At 63.0% G+C, this 19521-nt stretch carries 18 protein-coding genes and 2 tRNA genes; 15 read left to right on the forward strand and 5 right to left on the reverse strand.

From position 1 onward, the window contains the following. Window positions 1-2: 2 nt before the first annotated feature. The 3 genes from yidD to rpmH are packed head-to-tail and all read right to left on the reverse strand — an operon-like array spanning window position 3 to window position 976. Window positions 3-395: a membrane protein insertion efficiency factor YidD gene (gene yidD, locus FBY36_RS08800; protein WP_200830466.1), complete on the reverse strand. Its 393-nt coding sequence runs from the start codon at window positions 393-395 to the stop codon at window positions 3-5. Beyond that, the gene (gene rnpA / locus FBY36_RS08805; protein ID WP_142118639.1) at window positions 388-798 is read right to left on the reverse strand and encodes a ribonuclease P protein component; all 411 of its coding nucleotides are present in this window, start codon (window positions 796-798) and stop codon (window positions 388-390) included. Before rnpA ends, yidD begins: the two co-directional genes overlap by 8 nt. Before the next feature lie 40 nt (window positions 799-838). Further along, window positions 839-976 carry a 50S ribosomal protein L34 gene (gene rpmH / locus FBY36_RS08810; protein ID WP_003800212.1) on the reverse strand — a complete coding sequence of 46 codons (138 nt, stop codon included), beginning with the start codon at window positions 974-976 and terminating at the stop codon, window positions 839-841. A 468-nt stretch (window positions 977-1444) separates the two neighbouring features. Between rpmH and dnaA the strand changes: the two genes are divergently transcribed. The 12 genes from dnaA (at window position 1445) to FBY36_RS08865 (ending at window position 14712) form a co-directional block, all read left to right on the forward strand. Further along, window positions 1445-2866 (forward strand): chromosomal replication initiator protein DnaA, encoded by a 1422-nt coding sequence (dnaA, locus tag FBY36_RS08815; protein WP_018769876.1) that lies wholly within the window; start codon window positions 1445-1447, stop codon window positions 2864-2866. Window positions 2867-3404: 538 nt separating this feature from the next. Beyond that, window positions 3405-4529 (forward strand): DNA polymerase III subunit beta, encoded by a 1125-nt coding sequence (gene dnaN, locus FBY36_RS08820; RefSeq protein WP_142118641.1) that lies wholly within the window; start codon window positions 3405-3407, stop codon window positions 4527-4529. 106 nt (window positions 4530-4635) lie between these two features. Continuing rightward, window positions 4636-5520, forward strand: coding sequence for a phosphogluconate dehydrogenase (NAD(+)-dependent, decarboxylating) (gnd, locus tag FBY36_RS08825; RefSeq protein WP_142118643.1), 885 nt, complete (start codon window positions 4636-4638; stop codon window positions 5518-5520). Window positions 5521-5565: 45 nt separating this feature from the next. Next, entirely contained in the window at window positions 5566-6771 is a 1206-nt protein-coding gene (recF, locus tag FBY36_RS08830) for a DNA replication/repair protein RecF (RefSeq protein ID WP_142118645.1), read from the forward strand. Then, window positions 6761-7315, forward strand: a complete 555-nt coding sequence (locus tag FBY36_RS08835; RefSeq protein WP_142029577.1) for a DUF721 domain-containing protein — start codon at window positions 6761-6763, stop codon at window positions 7313-7315. The genes recF and FBY36_RS08835 overlap by 11 nt, the downstream gene beginning before the upstream one ends. Window positions 7316-7695: 380 nt before the next feature. Then, window positions 7696-9783 carry a DNA topoisomerase (ATP-hydrolyzing) subunit B gene (gyrB, locus tag FBY36_RS08840; RefSeq protein ID WP_142118646.1) on the forward strand — a complete coding sequence of 696 codons (2088 nt, stop codon included), beginning with the start codon at window positions 7696-7698 and terminating at the stop codon, window positions 9781-9783. A 55-nt stretch (window positions 9784-9838) separates the two neighbouring features. Further along, on the forward strand, window positions 9839-12517 hold the full coding sequence (gene gyrA, locus FBY36_RS08845; protein WP_142118647.1) for a DNA gyrase subunit A: 2679 nt from the start codon (window positions 9839-9841) through the stop codon (window positions 12515-12517). Further along, entirely contained in the window at window positions 12510-13190 is a 681-nt protein-coding gene (locus FBY36_RS08850; RefSeq protein ID WP_142118649.1) for a DUF3566 domain-containing protein, read from the forward strand. Before gyrA ends, FBY36_RS08850 begins: the two co-directional genes overlap by 8 nt. A 97-nt stretch (window positions 13191-13287) precedes the next feature. Next, window positions 13288-13361, forward strand: a tRNA-Ile gene (locus FBY36_RS08855). Window positions 13362-13432: 71 nt separating this feature from the next. Further along, complete coding sequence (locus FBY36_RS20835; protein ID WP_229748488.1) at window positions 13433-13549, forward strand: DLW-39 family protein; 117 nt, start codon at window positions 13433-13435, stop codon at window positions 13547-13549. A 72-nt stretch (window positions 13550-13621) separates the two neighbouring features. Then, window positions 13622-13697: transfer RNA gene (locus FBY36_RS08860), tRNA-Ala, on the forward strand. An 82-nt stretch (window positions 13698-13779) separates the two neighbouring features. After that, window positions 13780-14712: a DMT family transporter gene (locus FBY36_RS08865; RefSeq protein ID WP_142118651.1), complete on the forward strand. Its 933-nt coding sequence runs from the start codon at window positions 13780-13782 to the stop codon at window positions 14710-14712. 2 nt (window positions 14713-14714) lie between these two features. On the opposite strand, the gene FBY36_RS08870 is transcribed toward FBY36_RS08865, so the two are convergent. Together FBY36_RS08870 and FBY36_RS08875 are read right to left on the reverse strand one after the other, a co-directional pair. After that, window positions 14715-15590, reverse strand: a complete 876-nt coding sequence (locus FBY36_RS08870; protein ID WP_142118653.1) for a glycosyltransferase — start codon at window positions 15588-15590, stop codon at window positions 14715-14717. A 170-nt stretch (window positions 15591-15760) separates the two neighbouring features. Then, complete coding sequence (locus FBY36_RS08875) at window positions 15761-16723, reverse strand: hypothetical protein (protein ID WP_142118655.1); 963 nt, start codon at window positions 16721-16723, stop codon at window positions 15761-15763. A gap of 155 nt (window positions 16724-16878) precedes the next feature. Here FBY36_RS08875 and FBY36_RS08880 point away from each other — a divergent pair, with 155 nt between their 5' ends. The 3 genes from FBY36_RS08880 (at window position 16879) to FBY36_RS08890 (ending at window position 19315) form a co-directional block, all read left to right on the forward strand. Continuing rightward, window positions 16879-17424 carry a peptidylprolyl isomerase gene (locus FBY36_RS08880; protein ID WP_013599179.1) on the forward strand — a complete coding sequence of 182 codons (546 nt, stop codon included), beginning with the start codon at window positions 16879-16881 and terminating at the stop codon, window positions 17422-17424. A 9-nt stretch (window positions 17425-17433) separates the two neighbouring features. Further along, window positions 17434-18312: a rhomboid family intramembrane serine protease gene (locus tag FBY36_RS08885; RefSeq protein ID WP_142118656.1), complete on the forward strand. Its 879-nt coding sequence runs from the start codon at window positions 17434-17436 to the stop codon at window positions 18310-18312. Window positions 18313-18850: 538 nt separating this feature from the next. Beyond that, window positions 18851-19315: a carboxymuconolactone decarboxylase family protein gene (locus FBY36_RS08890; protein WP_142118658.1), complete on the forward strand. Its 465-nt coding sequence runs from the start codon at window positions 18851-18853 to the stop codon at window positions 19313-19315. The last annotated feature ends 206 nt before the right edge of the window (window positions 19316-19521 follow it).

Here is a 19521-nt window from a genome sequence, read left to right on the forward strand (position 1 = left end):
CGTCAGGCCGCACTGCGGCCTTCTTCATCAGTCCGAGCAACCAGGTACCGGTCCGGATTGTTCAGCACAACAATTGTGGGGGTCTGGCCTGCTGGCCATTCCCTGCGGCCGGCGGGGACGTGGTCCACTCCGCCGGCGTTCCATGGATGGCAGTGGCCAAGGCGCCGGGCCGCGAGCCAGCTCCCCTTGACGGCACCATGGACGGTGACCGCTTCAAGGGCATAGGCCGAGCATGAAGGGAAGAATCGGCAGACCTGCCCGTACAAGGGAGAAACCACCTTGCGGTAGGCCATCAGTAGAAGGATGAGGATGGTCCGGGGCAGGTTCCAGAGGAAGCTGCCGACGGCGGCGGCCAGGCTGCGGAAAAGGGCGACGACGGCGGTGGCGTTAGGCACGCGTTGTCCCCTCCTGTTTTGTACCGGCCGAACCTGTCGCGGCAGCCCGTGGAGGGCGGCCTGCCAGCCGGTTCAGCGTAGATTCCAGTGCAGCGTTGTAGTCCGACAGCAGCTGATCCCAACTGGCCGACGCGGACGCCGGAAGCGCCCGAACCACGATAGCCAGTCCCGTACGGTGCTCGCGCAACGAGGCAGCAGCTGCTTCTCTCAGTCTCCTCTTAACGAGGTTCCTGACCACAGCGTTCCCTACACTCTTGGAAACAATGAACCCGATCCGGCTGGGTTCGTCGGCAGCAATGGCTGCCGCATATAACACTACGTTCCGGCGCCCATTGCGGACACCGGAACGTACAGTTGTTGAAAAATCGGTTGAGGTCCTCAAGCGGTTGCGGGCGGCCAGCACCTTAAACTCGCAAAGGGATGTCTACCGACAAGCCAGTTATTTAGGCCGACAGTTCGGTGCGGCCCTTGCCACGACGGGCTGCCAAGATAGCACGGCCGGCACGGGTACGCATACGAAGGCGGAAGCCGTGCTTCTTGGCTCGACGGCGGTTATTCGGCTGAAAAGTCCGCTTGCTCACGTTAGTTACTCCAGTGGATCAAAGGTGCGCCCACCCGATCAGTATGGGGAAGAACTGGCCGACGCTAAGTTTTGTATATGCACGCTTCCCCCGGCTGCCCTGACGCACTGCGCCTGGGGAGTTCAGATGGGGCCAAAAAGCGGACACAAAGGACTTCACAACGTTAGGGCAATTTGCGGCTCCGAGTCAAACCGGAAGGGTCCTCCCCAGCTGTGCCCAGCTGTGCCTAAGTATCCCCAACAGCCTGTGGATGAAGTGGCTCACAGGGGCGTTTGAAGAACCACACCAGTGTAATTATCCACAGCCGGATCCCCAGCTATCTTCTAGGCTTTTCATCCCCTAGAGTGTCCCAGTAGCCGATTATCCACGCACTGTGCATAACCCTGTGGATTAAATGGGGCCAGCACCCTGGTTCCGGACTTGGGCTGCAGGCAATGCAGGCAAAGCAAGTTTTGAGGGAACCGATTGATGACAGTAGACGAAGCCAACCACGCCAATACTGTCGGAAGTTCCTGGCGCCGGGTTGTAAGCCTGCTGGAACAGGACCACCGCGTATCACCACGCCAGAGGGGCTTTGTCATCCTCGCCCAGGCACAGGGCCTCATTGGTTCCACCCTCCTGGTTGCCGTCCCCAACGAACTCACCAGGGAAGTGCTGCAGACCCAGGTCAAGGACGCCCTGGATGATGCCCTGCACAACGTCTTCTCCGAGGACATCCGCTGCGCCATCGACGTCGATACCGACCTGGTTCCCATCCACGAAGAGCCCGAGCCCGTCGTCGAACCGGCTTACGCACCCGACCAGCTGATCGAGCAGAAGCCGCAGCCAATGCTGCCCAGCACTTCGCACGAATTCGGCCGGCTGAACCCTAAGTACGTCTTCGATACCTTCGTGATCGGTTCCTCGAACCGCTTTGCGCACGCCGCCGCCGTCGCGGTAGCCGAAGCGCCGGCCAAGGCCTACAACCCACTGTTCATCTACGGTGACTCCGGACTGGGCAAGACCCACCTCCTGCACGCGATCGGCCACTACGCCCGGCGGCTCTACAGCGGAATCCGTGTCCGCTACGTCAACTCCGAAGAATTCACCAACGACTTCATCAACTCAATCCGGGACGACGAGGGCGCCAGCTTCAAGACCACGTACCGGAATGTGGACGTGCTGCTCATTGATGACATCCAGTTCCTGGCCGGCAAGGACCGGACGCTGGAGGAGTTCTTCCACACGTTCAACTCGCTGCACAACAACAACAAGCAGGTGGTCATCACCTCGGACCAGCCGCCCAAGCTGCTGGCGGGGTTCGAGGACCGCATGAAGTCCCGGTTCGAGTGGGGCCTGCTGACGGACATCCAGCCGCCGGAACTCGAAACCCGTATCGCCATCCTCCGCAAGAAGGCACTGAGCGAGGGCCTGTCGGCGCCGGATGATGCCCTGGAGTACATCGCTTCCAAGATTTCCAGCAACATCCGGGAGCTTGAAGGCGCATTGATCCGGGTGACGGCCTTCGCAAGCCTGAACCGCCAGCCCGTGGACGTAGCCCTTGCGGAAATGGTCCTGAAGGACCTGATCACCGACGACGGCGCGCAGGAGATCACGTCCGCCCAGATCCTCCAGCAGACGGCCGACTACTTCAAACTCAGCATGGAAGAACTGTGCAGCAAGTCCCGGACCCGGACGCTGGTTACGGCACGGCAGATCGCCATGTACCTCTGCCGGGAACTGACTGACATGTCGCTTCCCAAGATCGGACAGGAACTTGGCGGCCGCGACCACACCACGGTGATCCACGCCGACCGCAAGATCCGCGAGCTGATGGCCGAGCGCCGTGTGATCTACAACCAGGTGACAGAGCTGACCAACCGGATCAAGCAGCAACAACGCGACTCCTGAATCCACATCGAGCCCGCTGCTCTATACCTTATTAACAGGGGCATGTGGATAAGGCTGTGGATAGTTAAGGGGACAAGCGCGGTTAATGGGCTTAAAACCCTTAAGGCGTCTGTGGATCGTTAAAAACAGGCCTTGGCGTTGTCCCCATCCACACCCTGTTTAAAACCCAGTTAACGCACACTCCGTGAACAGGTCTTAACCGCGGAACGGCGGGGCAGGACCAGGTTATCCACAGTTTCCACAGCAGTTATTAACACTACGAATCCCAAAAAATTGAATTCCCTCAAACAACAAGATCGATGCGGGTGTCCGACGAGGGGGCCTTCCGGCCCCAAAGCGGGCCGGACCGGATCATGGGGGATGGGTTAATCCCGGATCTTCCGGCTAAGCTGTCAGCAGCGCTCCCATCCCTGGGTTTTTGTGTGGTTTCGGTCCGAACGGACCATGCACCAGCCAGGGTGCGCCCAACTTCTTCCGGAGTTTCCCCTCGAGATTCCCTGGTTTACATGGCAGCAGCAATGAAAGGCGGCACCCTTCCGTGAAGTTCAGAGTCGATCGGGACGTCCTGGCAGAAGCCGTCACCTGGACAGCCCGTTCGTTGTCTCCGCGGCCGCCAGTGCCTGTCCTCTCCGGCCTGCTTTTGAAGGCCGAAGCAGGCACAGTCAGCCTGTCCAGCTTTGACTATGAGACCTCCGCAAGGCTTGAAATTACGGCGGACATCAGGGACGAAGGAACCATCCTGGTTTCGGGCCGGCTGCTCGCCGATATCTGCCGCAGCCTGCCGTCAGCACCTGTCGACGTCGAAACGGACGGCAACAAAGTCACGCTTACCTGCCGCCGAAGCAGCTTCCACCTGGCAACGATGCCGGAAGCCGAATACCCCCCGCTCCCTGCCCTGCCGGCCATCAGCGGAACTGTTCCGGGCGATGCTTTTGCGCAGGCCGTTTCTCAGGTCATCATCGCGGCCAGCAAGGACGACACCCTTCCCATCCTCACGGGTGTGCGGATGGAGATCGAAGACGACCTGATCACGCTTCTGGCCACCGACCGCTACCGGCTCGCCATGCGGGAAGTACCCTGGAAGCCGGTGACCCCCGGCATCTCCACCAGTGCCCTGGTCAAGGCAAAAACCCTCAACGAGGTTGCCAAGACACTGGGCAACAGCGGTGACATCAACCTGGCCCTGTCCGACGACGACAGCCGGCTGATCGGATTCGAAAGCGGTGGCCGCACCACCACGTCGCTGCTGGTGGACGGCGACTACCCGAAGATCCGTTCGTTGTTCCCGGAGTCCACCCCCATCCACGCCACGGTCCAGACACAGGAACTGGTGGAAGCCGTCCGCCGTGTCTCGCTCGTTGCCGAACGCAACACCCCGGTCCGGCTCGCCTTCACCGCGGGCCTCCTGAACCTGGATGCCGGCACCGGCGAAGACGCGCAGGCGTCCGAAGAGCTTGAAGCCCAGCTTTCCGGTGAGGACATCACGGTCGCCTTCAACCCGCATTACCTGATCGAAGGCCTCAGCGTCATCGAGACCAAGTTCGTCCGTTTCTCCTTCACCACGGCACCCAAGCCCGCCATGATCACGGCGCAGGCGGATGCCGATGGTGAGGACCAGGATGACTACCGCTACCTGGTGATGCCCGTTCGCCTTCCCAACTAATCCCCATCAGCTCCCAGCCTTCGCAAGCTCAGGCAGGGCCCCTCGCCGATGGGGCCCCATTCACCGCCAACCCCGTTCCTCCCACTAGCGCAGAAAAGAGTTCCACATGCACATTGGACTGATCGGCCTCGGCAAAATGGGATTCAACATGCGCGAACGACTGCGCAACGGTGGCGTGGAGGTGACCGGCTACGACCGGAACCCCGACGTCACTGACGCCGCCAGCGTCGATGACCTGATAGCCGCTGTCCCGGCGCCGAGGATTATCTGGGTCATGGTCCCGTCAGGGGCCATCACGGACGCCGTTATTACCGAACTCAGCGAAAAACTGGAGCCGGGTGACCTGATCATCGACGGCGGAAACTCCCGGTTCACGGAAGACCAGAAGCACGGCGAAGTGCTTGCCGCCAAGGGGATCCGTTTCGCGGACTGCGGTGTTTCGGGCGGCGTATGGGGTCTCCAGAACGGTTATGGCCTGATGGCCGGCGGCGATGCCGCCGACATTGAACGCGCCCTGCCGGTCTTTGATGCGCTGCGCCCCGAAGGTGAACGCGCCGACAGCTTTGTGCACGTAGGTGGCATCGGCGCAGGCCACTACGCCAAGATGGTTCACAACGGCATCGAGTACGGCCTGATGCAGGCCTATGCCGAGGGTTACGAACTGCTGGCTGCCAAGGACATCGTCACCGACCTTCCCGGCACGTTCCGGGCCTGGCAGAAGGGAACCGTGGTCCGCTCGTGGCTGCTGGACCTCATGGTTAAGGCCCTTGACGAGGATCCGGGACTGTCCTCGATCGACGATTACGTGGAAGATTCGGGCGAGGGCCGCTGGACGGTGGAGGAGGCCATTGCCAACGCCGTCCCCGCTCCGGCAATTACCGCCGCGCTGTTCGCCCGGTTCGCCTCCCGGGAAGACACCTCTCCGGCCATGAAGATGGTTTCCGCGCTGCGCCACCAGTTTGGCGGCCACGCAACCCGTCCCGCCAAGTAGCACCCACCGGGAACCAATAGCGTTCCCAGAATTGCCGAAAACCGCGTGTATCTGGAACACCTTTCTCTGACCGACTTCCGCAGTTACGCCCAGGTTGACCTCGCGCTGGGCCCTGGCGTTACCGTCCTGGTGGGATACAACGGCATCGGCAAGACCAACCTGATGGAAGCGATTGGTTACCTGGCCACGCTCAGCTCGCACAGGGTGAGCTCAGATGCGCCGCTGCTAAGGTTCGGCACCGAGCGCGCCCTGGTGCGTGCCCGGCTGGTCCGCGGCACGCAGGTCACTGTGCTGGAGCTGGAAATCAACGCCGGCCGGGCCAACCGTGGCCGCATCAACCGCAGCAACCCGGTGCGGGCCCGGGATCTGCTCGGCATCTGCCAGACCGTTCTTTTTGCGCCGGAGGACCTGGCATTGGTCAAGGGCGATCCGGCCAACCGCCGCCGGTTCCTGGATGAGCTGCTGGCAAGCCTTATCCCGCACCATGCCGCCACGCGCAGTGACTACGACCGCGTGCTGAAACAGCGCAATGCCCTCCTGAAGTCGGCTCGGGCCGGAAAGTTCACCGCCGCGCATGAATCGACCCTTGACGTCTGGGACCAGCACATGGCGCGGGCCGGAGCAGAGTTGTTGCATGCCCGGCTTGAGCTGGTGGAACGCCTCCGTCCGCACCTTGCCCGGGCCTACGCCGAGCTCACGGACGCAACCAAGCCCGCTGACGCCACCTACCGTTCAACGCTCCAGAACCAGATGGACGACGACGGCGTCCCGGCCGGAGGCATTCAGGGTGCCCCAGCGGGAACTGCTTCGGGCGGCGCGGATGACCTGCGCCTTCTGTCGGTGGACCAGCTCACGGAACGGTATGTCCAGGCCTTTGCGGAGTCACGGAAAAAAGAACTGGAACGGGGCATATCGCTCGTCGGTCCGCATCGTGACGAACTGGAGCTGATGCTGGGCCAGGCGCCGGCCAAGGGGTATGCCTCGCACGGGGAAACATGGTCCATGTGCCTGTCCCTCCGCCTGGCCTCGTACTATGTGATGCTGGACGATGCCCGGACCGGCGGTTCGGCTCCCATCCTCATCCTGGACGACGTTTTTGCTGAGCTGGATGTCCAGCGGCGGCGTAAACTTGCGGCAATAGTCTCCGGCGCGGAACAGGTCCTGGTGACCGCCGCCGTCGACGCCGACATTCCGGAAGAGCTGTCCGGGCGGCGGGTGAAGGTCATCCCGGGAGGTATCGATGAGCAGTGACCAGGGCGGCGGGCCCCAGCCCGGCCGCGAGCCTGACAACATCGATGCCCCCCAGGCCGCGCTGAACAGGATGCGCGAAGCCGCCGCTGCACGCGGCGAAGTGCGCCGCAAGGTGGCCCGGCCGGGTTCGCAAAAGGCGAAGGGCAGCATCCGTGACACCCGCGGCTTCAGCCAGTTCCACGCCACGGGCCGCGACCCCCTGGGCCTTGGAAAGGTTGTTGGCCGGCTGGTGGCGGAGCGCGGCTGGACTTCACCGGTGGCCGTCGGTTCCGTCATGGCGGAGTGGGCCACGCTGGTGGGACCGGAAATCTCAGCCCACTGCACGCCCGAAAGCTTTACTGACACCACGCTCCATGTGCGGTGCGATTCCACGGCCTGGGCCACCCAGCTTCGACTTTTGAGCAGCAGCCTCCTCGAGAAATTCCGCCGGGAACTCGGCGACGGTGTGGTGACCAGCATCCAGGTGCTTGGTCCCTCAGCGCCCAGCTGGCGCAAGGGTGGACGCAGCGTCAACGGCCGCGGGCCGCGGGACACGTACGGATAGCCGGGACGGCAGCTCTTGAAACTGCGTCCGAGGGCGTGTAGGGCGCTGTAAGGACCGAAGCGTGTATAGGCACCCGAAGGGGGTACCGCTGGGCCGCCCTAGGCGGGGCCAAGTGCCTTGCAGAGCCATATTCCGCCACCGGCGAAGGCCCTGGAATGCGGGGATATGGGCCTGTTCGCGGTAGAATTGGGGCAGATAACTGGGCGCGGATGAAACGTTGACATCAGTCCGTTCTCCGCGCGCTTTCCGCGTGCGGAGCGTGGATCTCCAACCGTCAGCAAGTCACCGGCGCCATAAGTTTGTGCCTGTTGGCGGGTGGCTTTTCCCTGGGGAAGAGAAACCGGCCGGCCATCATCGAGAACAGAGGAGTCGCAGCGCCTGTGGCTAACGACAATACAGATATTCTGGCAGCAGATACCGCAGTCGAGGATGGCCGCACCCCTGACACCCCGGCCGCGCCAAGCACCCAAAGGGAATACGGGGCCAGCGACATCACTGTGCTGGAAGGCCTGGAAGCTGTCCGCAAGCGTCCCGGCATGTACATCGGTTCCACGGGCCCCCGCGGCCTTCACCACCTGGTCTATGAAGTGGTGGACAACTCGGTGGACGAGGCACTGGCCGGCTACTGCAGCCACATCGAGGTAGTCCTGCAGGCTGACGGCGGCGTGAAGGTCGTGGACGACGGCCGCGGCATTCCTGTGGATATGCACCCTACCGAGCACAAGCCCACCGTCGAGGTGGTTATGACCATCCTGCACGCCGGCGGTAAGTTCGGCGGCGGCGGATACGCGGTCTCCGGTGGCCTGCACGGTGTGGGCATCTCCGTTGTCAACGCCCTCTCGAGCCGGGTGGACACCGAAGTGCGGCGCCAGGGGCACGTTTGGCGGATGTCGTTTGCCGACGGCGGCAAGCCCCAGGGCAGCCTGGTCAAGGGTGAAGAGACCGACGCCACCGGCACCACCCAGACCTTTTACCCCGATCCGGCGATCTTTGAGAGCACGGAATTCGATTTCGAGACGCTGCGCGCCCGTTTCCAGCAGATGGCTTTCCTGAACAAGGGCCTGCGGATCACGCTGACGGATGAGCGCGACGCGGCCACCGACGAGGCAGACGCCGATCTCGACCTCGACGAGCTCGTTACCGAGGGTGAGGTCAAGGCCGAGCACCGCACTGTGGTGTACCAGTACAACGAAGGCCTGCTGGATTACGTCAAGCACCTGAACTCGGGCAAGAAGGTTGAGGTTGTCCACGAGGACGTCATTGCCTTCGAAACCGAGGACACCGAACGCCGCATAGCCCTGGAAATGGCCATGCAGTGGACCAGCGCGTACTCCGAGAGCGTGCACACCTACGCCAACACCATCAACACCCATGAGGGCGGCACCCACGAAGAAGGTTTCCGGGCTGCCCTGACGTCCCTCATCAACCGGTACGCCCGGGAAAAGGGCATCATCAAGGAGAAGGACGACAACCTCACCGGTGATGACATCCGCGAGGGCCTCACGGCTGTCATCTCCGTTAAGCTTGCAGAGCCCCAGTTTGAAGGCCAGACCAAGACCAAGCTGGGCAACTCCGAGGTCAAGGGCTTCGTCCAGCGGGTGGTCACCGACGGCCTTGGCGACTGGCTGGAGCGCAATCCAGGCCCGGCCCGCGATGTTATCCGCAAAGCCATTTCCGCCGCCCAGGCCCGGATGGCGGCACGGAAGGCCCGGGACAACGCCCGGCGCAAGAGCCCGCTGGAATCCTTCGGCATGCCGGGCAAGCTTTCCGACTGCTCCTCCAAGGACCCGGAAAAGTGCGAGGTCTACATTGTGGAGGGCGACTCCGCCGGTGGTTCCGCCAAGCGCGGCCGCAACCCGGAAACCCAGGCCATCCTGCCACTGCGCGGCAAGATCCTGAACGTGGAGCGTGCCCGCCTGGACAAAGCCCTGGGCAACGCTGAAGTCCAGTCGATGATCACGGCCTTCGGCACCGGCATTGGCGAGGACTTTGACCTCGCCAAGCTGCGCTATCACAAGATTGTCCTCATGGCGGACGCCGATGTGGATGGCCAGCACATCACCACCCTGCTGATGACCCTGCTGTTCCGTTACATGCGGCCCCTGATCGAGCACGGCTACGTGTACCTGGCACAGCCCCCGCTGTACCGGATCAAATGGTCCAACGCCCCCCATGACTACGTCTACAGCGACCGTGAACGCGACGCCAAGCTGGTGGCGGGACAGGCTGCCGGGCGCCGCATCCCCAAGGACAACGGCATCCAGCGCTACAAGGGCCTGGGCGAGATGGACTACACCGAACTGTGGGATACCACCATGGATCCTGATCACCGCACGCTGCTGCAGGTGACCATGGATGACGCCCTTGCCGCCGACCAGATCTTCTCCGTCCTCATGGGCGAAGACGTGGAATCACGCCGCAACTTCATCCAGCAGAACGCCAAGGACGTCAGGTTCCTGGACATCTAAGGACCCGCTCCAAAGTATTCGGAACCAGACATATACCTGAAACGGAAATTAAAGAATGAGCGACGAAACCCCCGAGATTCCCGCCCCCGAGGCCGGAACTCCGGACACCGTTCTTGAAGGCGACGTGCTGATCGACCGCGTGGAACAGGTGGACCTGCAGACGGAAATGCAGCGTTCCTACCTGGATTACGCCATGGCCGTCATCGTGGGCCGTGCCCTTCCGGACGTCCGTGACGGCCTTAAGCCCGTGCACCGCCGGGTGCTGTACGCGATGTTCGACGGCGGCTACCGGCCTGACCGGTCCTTCAACAAATGCGCCCGCGTGGTGGGCGAGGTCATGGGCCAGTACCACCCGCATGGTGACACCGCCATCTACGACGCCCTGGTGCGCCTTATCCAGGACTGGACCATGCGTTACCCGCTGGCGCTGGGTCAGGGCAACTTCGGCTCGCCCGGCAACGACGGCGCAGCGGCACCCCGGTATACCGAAACCAAGATGGCCCCGCTGGCCATGGAAATGGTCCGGGACATCGACGAGGAAACGGTCGATTTCCAGGACAACTACGATGGCAAGAACCAGGAACCCACCATCCTTCCGGCCAGGTTCCCCAACCTGCTGGTGAACGGATCCTCCGGCATCGCCGTCGGCATGGCCACCAACATCCCGCCGCACAACCTCCGCGAAGTAGCCGACGGCGTGCAGTGGTACCTGGCCAACCCCGGCGCCACCCGCGAGGAACTCCTCGAGGAACTGCTCGTGCGGGTCAAGGGTCCCGATTTCCCCACCGGTGCCACCATCCTGGGCCACAAGGGAATCGAGGACGCCTACCGGACCGGCCGTGGTTCGGTCACCATGCGGGCAGTGGTTGCCGTGGAGGAACTGCAGGGCCGCACCTGCCTGGTGGTCACGGAGCTTCCGTACCAGGCCAACCCGGACAACCTTGCCATCAAGATCGCCGAACTGGTCAAGGACGGCAAAATCTCCGGCATCGCCGACCTCCGCGACGAGACGTCGGGACGTACCGGCCAGCGGCTGGTCATTGTGCTGAAGCGTGACGCAGTGCCCAAGGTGGTGCTGAACAACCTCTACAAGCACACCGAACTGCAGAGCAACTTCTCCGCCAACATGCTGGCCATCGTTGACGGTGTGCCGCGGACCCTGAGCCTCGATGCGTTCATCCGCCACTGGGTGACGCACCAGATGGACGTCATTGCGCGCCGCACCCGGTACCGCCTGCGCAAAGCGGAGGAAGAAGCCCATATCCTCCGTGCCCTCCTGAAGGCACTGGATATGCTCGACGAGGTCATCGCCCTCATCCGCGCGTCCAACACCACCGAAGCTGCCCGCGACGGGCTGATGGAACTGCTGGACATTGATGAGCTGCAGGCCCGGGCCATCCTGGACATGCAACTGCGCCGCCTGGCCGCACTGGAACGCCAGAAGATCCAGGACCGGCATTCCGAACTCGAGGCCCTGATCGAGGAGTACAACGCGATCCTGGGTTCCGAGCAGCGACAGCGCGAGATCATCAGCGTCGAGCTCGGCGAAATCGTGGACAAGCACGGCGATGACCGGCGGACCAAGATCCTCATGGGCTACGACGGTGACATGTCCATGGAGGACCTGATCCCCGAAGAGGAGATGGTAGTCACCATCACACGTGGCGGCTACGTGAAGCGCACCCGCAGCGACAACTACCGGTCGCAGCAACGCGGCGGCAAGGGCATCAAGGGCGCCCAGCTCCGCGGTGACGACGTGGTGGAACACTTCTTCGTAACCACCACCCACCACTGGCTGCTGTTCTTCACCAACCTTGGCCGCGTCTACCGTGCCAAGGCATACGAGCTCATGGAAGCAGGCCGGGACGCCAAGGGCCAGCACGTGGCCAACCTGTTGGCGTTCCAGCCGGATGAGCACATTGCCCAGGTCCTGGACCTGAAGGACTACCAGCAGGCGCCCTACCTGGTGCTGGCCACCAAGAGGGGCCTGGTGAAAAAGACCAGGCTGGAGGACTACGACACCAATCGTTCGGCCGGCGTGATCGCGATCAACCTGCGCGACGGTGATGAACTGGTCTCCGCCCAACTTGTTTCGGAAACCGACGACCTCTTCCTGGTGTCCCGGAAGGGCCAGTCGATCCGCTTCACCGCCACCGATGACGCGCTGCGCCCCATGGGACGCGCCACATCGGGTGTTACCGGCATGAAGTTCCGCGAGGACGACGAACTGCTGGCCGCCGACGTTGTCACCGACGGTTCCTTCGTGTTCATCGTGACCGAGGGCGGCTATGCCAAGCGCACGGCTGTGGAGGAATACCGCCTGCAGGGCCGGGGCGGCCTGGGCATCAAGGTGGGCAAGTACCAGGAAGAACGCGGGCACCTGGTAGGGGCACTCATTGTCCAGGAGGAGGATGAAGTCCTGGTGGTCATGGAGGGCGGCAAGGTTGTCCGGTCCTCGGTTGCCGGTGTTCCTGCCAAGGGCCGTGACACCATGGGCGTCATCTTCGCCAAGCCGGACAAGAATGACCGGATCATTGAGGTGGCACGCAACAGTGAACGCGGTCTTGAGGACGAGGAATCTTCCGGAGATGACGTAACGTTGGCTGAAGATGGCGGGACCGCTGGGGAATCCGCCGCGCCAGCAATGGCAGAAGAATCACCGGCCGTTGAGTCAGAGGACGCCTCGGGCGACGCTGAGCCGAACGAAGACAACACGGAGGTAACGAGTGAGTAATTCCGACTCATTTCCCAAGCCGAACAGTACTGTTCCCGACGGGAACCGGCCTTCCGGGGCACCCCGGGTAAACGCCCCCGTACGTCCGCAGCAGCGGCCGGCAGCTCCTGCCGGGGCTCCAGGCCAGCGCCCCGCTGCGCCGGGCCAGCGCCCGCAGCAGGGCGACCGCCCCGCCCAGCCCGGCCAGCGTCCCTTCCAGGGCCAGCAGGGACAGCAGGGTCAGCGCCCGGCACCGGCGGGACAACGTCCTGGACAGGGGGCTCCGGGCCAGGGAACGCCCGGCCTGGTGAAGCCGGCGCCCAAGGCGAAGGTCCGGCGCGCCCGGCTGCTGATCAGCAAGGTGGACCCGTGGTCTGTCCTGAAGATGGCATTCCTGCTCTCCGTGGCCTTGGGAATCGTCACGGTGGTTGCCGCCATTGTCCTCTGGACTGTCCTGGACCTGACCGGGATCTTCGACCAGGTGGACAGCCTGCTTGGTACGCTCGCCGGCTCCGAAAGCGGCGGCTTCGAACTGAAGAAGGTGGCCTCGCTGGGACAGGTGGCCTCGTTCGCCACCATCATTGCCGTGGTCAACGTTGTCCTGCTGACGGCGCTGTCCATGCTGTCTGCCGTCCTTTACAACATTTCCGCCACCCTCGTGGGCGGCATAGGCGTTACCCTCACCGACGATTAGGAAACCATTTCCGCCGGCCGCAAACCGGTGGAAAGGCCCGATTTGAGATCGGGCCGGGATGTGCTGTAAAGTCATGTCTCGGCCCGATGAGGCATCGGGGCGTATAGCTCAGGCGGTTAGAGCGCTTCGCTGATAACGAAGAGGTCCCAGGTTCAAGTCCTGGTACGCCCACGGAACCTGTGCAGGTTTCGAACAAAGGCTTGGTCCGGATTTATCCGGAGCTTGGCTGGAACGGGGAGCATGTGAAGAAGTTGCTTGTACTGGCAGCCGCGATCGCAGGCGTCCTGGTCTACCGGAAAGCACAGGAATCCGAAGCCCGGAAAACAGTCTGGAGCAAGTCAACCGATACGGTGGACTAGCACGGACACCCACTCCCGGGGCCTGTCAGGGGCTCCGCGGTTCTAGGGTATGATGGACGGGTTGCTTCTTATGGGGGCATGGCGCAATTGGTAGCGCACCTGCTTTGCAAGCAGGGGGTTCGGGGTTCGAGTCCCCGTGCCTCCACCATAAGGAAGTCCCGGTCAGCGGAAACGCCGGCCGGGACTTTTCGCTTTCCATCTCCGTTAAGGACGAGCTTCAGGGGTGCGCCATGAACTTCTTCTTCGCTGCCCTGGGCGTCCTGGGTGTCGCCTCGTCCGGCCCTTTGATTGCAGCCACGCTCGGTGCCACCAGCGTCAGTGCCCTGGCCATTGCCTTTTGGCGCAACGCTATCGGAGCAGCCGTCATGGCCACCCCCACCCTGGTTCGTGAACCCCGCCAGTTCGGCCGGATAACCCGCCGTGAATTCCGCTGGTCGTCCCTGGCTGCCGTCGCCCTTGCACTGCACTTTGCCTGCTTCATCACCTCCCTGCAGCTCACCTCCGTAGCCGCCGCCACAGCCCTGGTTTGCCTTCAGTCAGCATGGATCGCGGTCTTCCAGCTCTTCCGCGGCACCCGCCACCGCTGGCAGGTCCTGGCCGGGCTGGGCATCGCCTTTGGCGGCGTCGTTGTCATCACCGGCTTTGACCTGGGCACCTCACCGCAGGCCCTCACGGGAGACCTGCTGGCGGTGGCCGGCGGTGCGCTGGCGGGCCTGTATACCTTGGCCGGGGGCAAGGCGCGGCAGAGCATGACCACGGGGACCTACACCACGCTCTGCTACGGGATGTGCGCCGCCCTGGTTGCCGTACTGGCCCTGTTCGCCGGCCAGCCGCTGGCCGGGTTCGAGCCCGCAGGATGGCTGGGCATCGCTGCCATTACCGTCTGCGCGCAACTGGTGGGACATACCGCGTTCAACCATCTGTTGGCCACCATGAGCCCGCTCGTGGTCTCCATGATCATCCTTCTGGAGATCCCCGGGGCTGCGCTGCTGGCGGCCGTGTTCCTGCACGAGACCCTGCCTGGCGGCACCTACGCCGGGCTCGGTCTGATCCTGGCCGGGCTCGCCGTCGTGGTCCTTGGCCAGCGGAACGCCGGCAGGCGCGGAAGGGCACCCAAGGATGAGCCGCCGTCGGAACGCCTCGCCGAGCTCGGAACCGACTAAGGCTATTGCCCGCCGCGGCGCGTGGGCTGGGCTGTGTTGACCGTGTGGATGGCCCTGAGGAGCTTGGCCGGGAAATACACCGAGAAGAAGACCACCATGGGGGCCTTCAAGGCCATCTTCCTGACATTGTGGGCCTTGTAGGTGCGGTCAAAACGGGTGACGTAGTAGCGGTAGTCGCGGGGAGAGTCTTCCAGCCGCCGCGCGGACATCCCCGACACCATTTGAGGCCAGTAGCGCACCGGAAGCTCATGGTCGGCCAGATGCAGGGACAAATCGATGTCCTCGTGCATCTCGTCCTTCTCATCCCGGCACGTTTCGGAGCGAATGGTTTCCCAGGCAGTGGCGCGCAGGGCCATATTGGAGCCGAACAGGAAGTGGTACTGGTGCTTGGCCAGCTTGAGCATCAGCTGGCGCATTTTGTCGTCGGCCTTGAGCCCAAAGCGGCGCATGGGCATGTCGTAGTAGACCACAGGTCCGGTGGCCGCCTGGACGGACGGGTCCGCGAAGGCCTTCTGCACCTGCTCCACCCAGTCGGGCTCCACGATGGAGTCCGCGTCGATACGCCCCAGGATGTCCCCCGTGGCACTGTCCAATCCGAAGTTACGTGTGGGGATGAGTCCCTGCTCCCGGTCCTGGCTGAGCAGGATGATGGGGCTTTCCGGATACTCGAGCTGCATCTGGCGGACGATGTCAGCGGTCCGGTCCTTGGAAAGGTTGTCCACCACAATGATCTCGTGGGCCGGAACAGACTGGTAGATGGCCGCGATGAGGCACTGCCTGATCACGCTCTCCTCGTTGTATGCGGGGATGACGATGGACACGCGGAGCTGTACGGCTGCGTCGTTCACGGCATCCCCAGAGGATTGATTGGCTGGCATCACTACAAATCTAGCATCCGGGCTCTGGCCTGCCCCCAGCGGTGGCTCGGTGCCGCGCTGCGCTCCGGAGAATGTGGACGGCCCGGCAGGAGGGTTTGCGGATGGCGTGGAGAGCGGTACGCAAAAGGGGCCCCGTCGTGAAACGGAGCCCCTTCGAGTGCTGGCGAAAACTAGGCCTGGCTGCTGCCCTTGTCGTCCCCCGCGTCCGTCTTGGCGTCGTTGGCTGCGCTCTTTGCCCCCTCGGCGGCATCTGCGGCCACGTGCTTGGCTTTTTCAGCGGCGTCCGCTGTCTTTTCCTTGACCGCATCCGCTGCGTCGCCGGCTTTGTCCGCAGCGGCACCCGTGGCAGATCCGGTGGCAGAAGCAGCGCTGCCGGTGCTGTCCGCGTTGCTTTCCTTGACATCGCTGACGGTGGTGGCGGGAACCGGAGCAGGAGTGGGCGTGACCGGTGAGGGCGTCTTCCAAGGGTCCTCCACCGGCTTGGATGCCTTCCATGCGGCAACACCCGCGGCCACGGCAGCAGCAACAACTCCGAAGACCAGCCATCCGCGCTTCTTGGGCTTCTCAGGCTGGGCGAGCTGAACGTCTACTGCCCGGCTGGCGCCTGCTGCGGCTGCCTTCAGCTGCGTACCGGTTGCCTGGGCCTGTTCCTGGATGGCGTGAATGATTCCCACGTCGCCCAGCTTCTGTGCCACGGCATCCACACGTGCCGGGGTGTTTTCCAGCGTGCGGTGAACTGCGCCGGAGGCCACGCCGATCTGGTCCGACAGCTTGGGCAGGTATTCCACCACTACGCGGTCGCGGGCATTCAGGACAACAGGTGTGGCCTTGTCCAAAGCCTCGTGCAGCCTGGGCGAAGCGCCGTCGACAACGTCATTGATCCTAGGGGCCAACTGGGCCAGACCGTCCTGGATCCGGGGAGTCACGGTGGCAACACCGTCAGCCAGGCTGTGCGCGGCCGTCTTCAGACCCTCCTGGATCTTGGGAGATGCGGTATCCAGGCCATGCTGGAGGCGGGGAACAGCCCAATCCACGGCAGCTTCCACCCGGGGGGCCGCCCAATCCTTGGCGTTTTCCACCGCACTGGTGACCGACTGCTCAAGGTCACGGGCAATACGATCCGATTTCTTCACAACTACCTCCCGATTAATGTGACGGTTCTGTCGCTAGCCTACGTGCCCAGATCACCACGGGCTATTCACTCTGCGGATTTTAGGGCGATTTCACCGAGCGCGGAACTGTGCCCGCAGCCGTGGCCGCCCATAACGGGCGTGGAAGAATGGGGCCTATGACTGCCATCGCAACTGCAAAAGCAACCATCCACACCAGCCTCGGCGACATCGTGGTTAACCTCTTCGGCAACCACGCGCCCAAGACTGTGAAGAACTTCGTTGGCCTTGCCACCGGCGAGCAGGCCTGGACCCACCCGGAAACCGGCGAGGACAAGACCGGCACCCCGCTCTACAACGGAACCATCTTCCACCGCATCATCAAGGACTTCATGATCCAGGCGGGCGATCCCCTGGGCCGCGGAACCGGCGGCCCCGGCTACCGCTTCGACGACGAAATCCACCCGGAACTGAGCTTCAACCAGCCCTACAAGCTGGCCATGGCCAACGCGGGCATCCAGATGGGGAAGGGCACCAACGGTTCACAGTTCTTCATCACCACCATCCCCACCGACTGGCTCCAGGGCAAGCACACCATCTTCGGTGAAGTGGCCGACGACGAATCCAAGAAGGTTGTCGACGCCATCGAGGGTGTGCGCACGGGTATGGGAGACCGCCCGGTTGAAGACGTGACCATCAACAGCATCGACATCGAACAGCTGTAACGCTCCACCATGAGTTACGGAATTCCGTCGGCCGAGCCGTCCGCCCAGGTTCCGGTCTGCCCCCGGCATCCGGACCGGCCGTCCTACGTGCGCTGCCAGCGCTGCGGGCGCCCGGCCTGCCCCGACTGCCAGCGGGCGGCCGCCGTCGGATTCCAATGCGTTGACTGCGTCAACGAAACAAAACGTACGACGCCGGAGGTGCGGACCGTCTATGGCGGTGCCGTTGCCACTGGCAGGCCATTGGTAACGTTCGGCATCATCGCAGCGTGCGCGGTGCTGTACGTGCTGCAGTGGCTGGTTCCCAATGACCTGATCTACCAGAGCCTCGGCTTTGCCAACGTATACGCGGAGCCCCGCTGGGGTGAGTTTGAACCCTGGCGGATGGTCACTTCCGCCTTCCTGCACTCGCAGGGCTTCATCCTGCACATCGCCCTGAACATGTACATGCTCTGGGTGTTCGGACAGGCCCTGGAGCCGCTTCTGGGACGCATACGCTTCCTGGTGCTCTACCTTGTTTCGGCATTCGGCGGCTCTGTGGGCTATTTGCTCCTGACACCCCTGTATATGCCGGGTCAGCCGTTGTATGGCGTAGTGGGCGCCTCGGGAGCAATCTTCGGACTCTTTGGCGCGATGCTTCTCATTCAGCGCCACCGCGGCGGGGACACGCGCCAGCTGTGGGTGCTGATCGCCATCAACGGTGTCATCGGCTTCCTGATCCCCCAGATTGCCTGGCAGGCCCACCTGGGCGGCCTCGTGGCCGGCGGCCTGTGTGCTGCGGTCTTCGCCTACACCCCTCGTAGCCGCCGGCAGGGTCTGATCCAGGCTCTTGGTGTGGCAGCAGTGCTGGCGCTGCTCATAGCGGTGAGCTGGGTCCGCGTGACGCTATAGCCCGCCGGCGCCTGTAGTTACCGATGCCCCCGACACCTTGCGGTGTCGGGGGCATCGTCGTTTTTCCACAGCGTTTATCCACAGTGTTGGTAACTTACACGGCTGTAGTTCACAGCATCGCCTCGCCATTCCCGGCCCCAGCGGGCCTTCGGGTGGAAGCTGGCGCTCGTTCTCCACATCTGTGGATAACCTGTGGGGATATCGCTGTGTGTAAGTGGATAAGCAGGGACGTTTTCCCGCCTTTTGTGGATACGGGGATGCAAAACGACGTCCAACGGCTGGTTTCACGGTTCCGCCTGCATGTTATCGACACCCTTATACACAGTGTTAATAACTGACAGATGTGTAGTTCGAACGCTGGAAGTCCCACAGGAGTAGGCTGCAGCGCCGGCAAAAGGACGATTTCCACGGCTTTACCCACAGTTGTGGATAACTTGTGGGTATTGCGATGTTGGTAAGTGGATAAGTTGGCCCGCCGCCCGCGCGACTCCTGCCTATGATGGTTGCCTGCCAAGCCTTCCAAGCGACAAGGATCCCCGTGGGCGTCACCGAGCACCTGTACCTGGACAAACAGCATCCGGCCCTTTGGAAGGCGATCAGCGGCCTGGGCCTCAAGGTGCAGGAAGCAGCAGAGGAAGCCGGAATCGGACCCGGCCTGTTGGAACTCCTCAACGTCCGGATTTCGGAGCTTAACGGCTGCGCCTACTGCCTCGACCTCCACGTGCGAAAGGCAGTCGAGGCAGGGGAAAGCGCGCAGCGGCTGGCGGTCCTGCCGGCATGGCGGGACACCGCACTCTTCACGGGCAAGGAGCGCGCAGCTCTGGCACTGGTGGAGAGCATCACGGAGCTCCCGGACCAGGAGTCACGCGAGCATGCCGAGGCCGCCGCGCGGGAGTGCCTGACGGCAGAGGAGTTTTCAGCGGTGAGTTGGGTTGCGGTGACCATGAACGCGTTCAACCGGGTCTCCATCACCAGCCACCACCCCGTGAAGCGGGACCGCTGACAGCGTCCCAAATCGCAAGCAGGAAGTTCACGCAGTCCGTCCTGACGTTTATCCACAGGTATTCCACACTGTTAATAACGGCATCTGCCCGACCGTTTAACTGGATCGGCATTGCCCGGCCAGTCAAACGCTCCGTTTTAAGCCCCCTGATGAGCTTTTCCACACTGTGGATAACTTTCCCAACAGTTGGGGATAACCGCATTCAT

Origin of the sequence: Arthrobacter sp. SLBN-122 (assembly GCF_006715165.1) — a bacterium.
GTDB lineage: Bacteria > Actinomycetota > Actinomycetes > Actinomycetales > Micrococcaceae > Arthrobacter.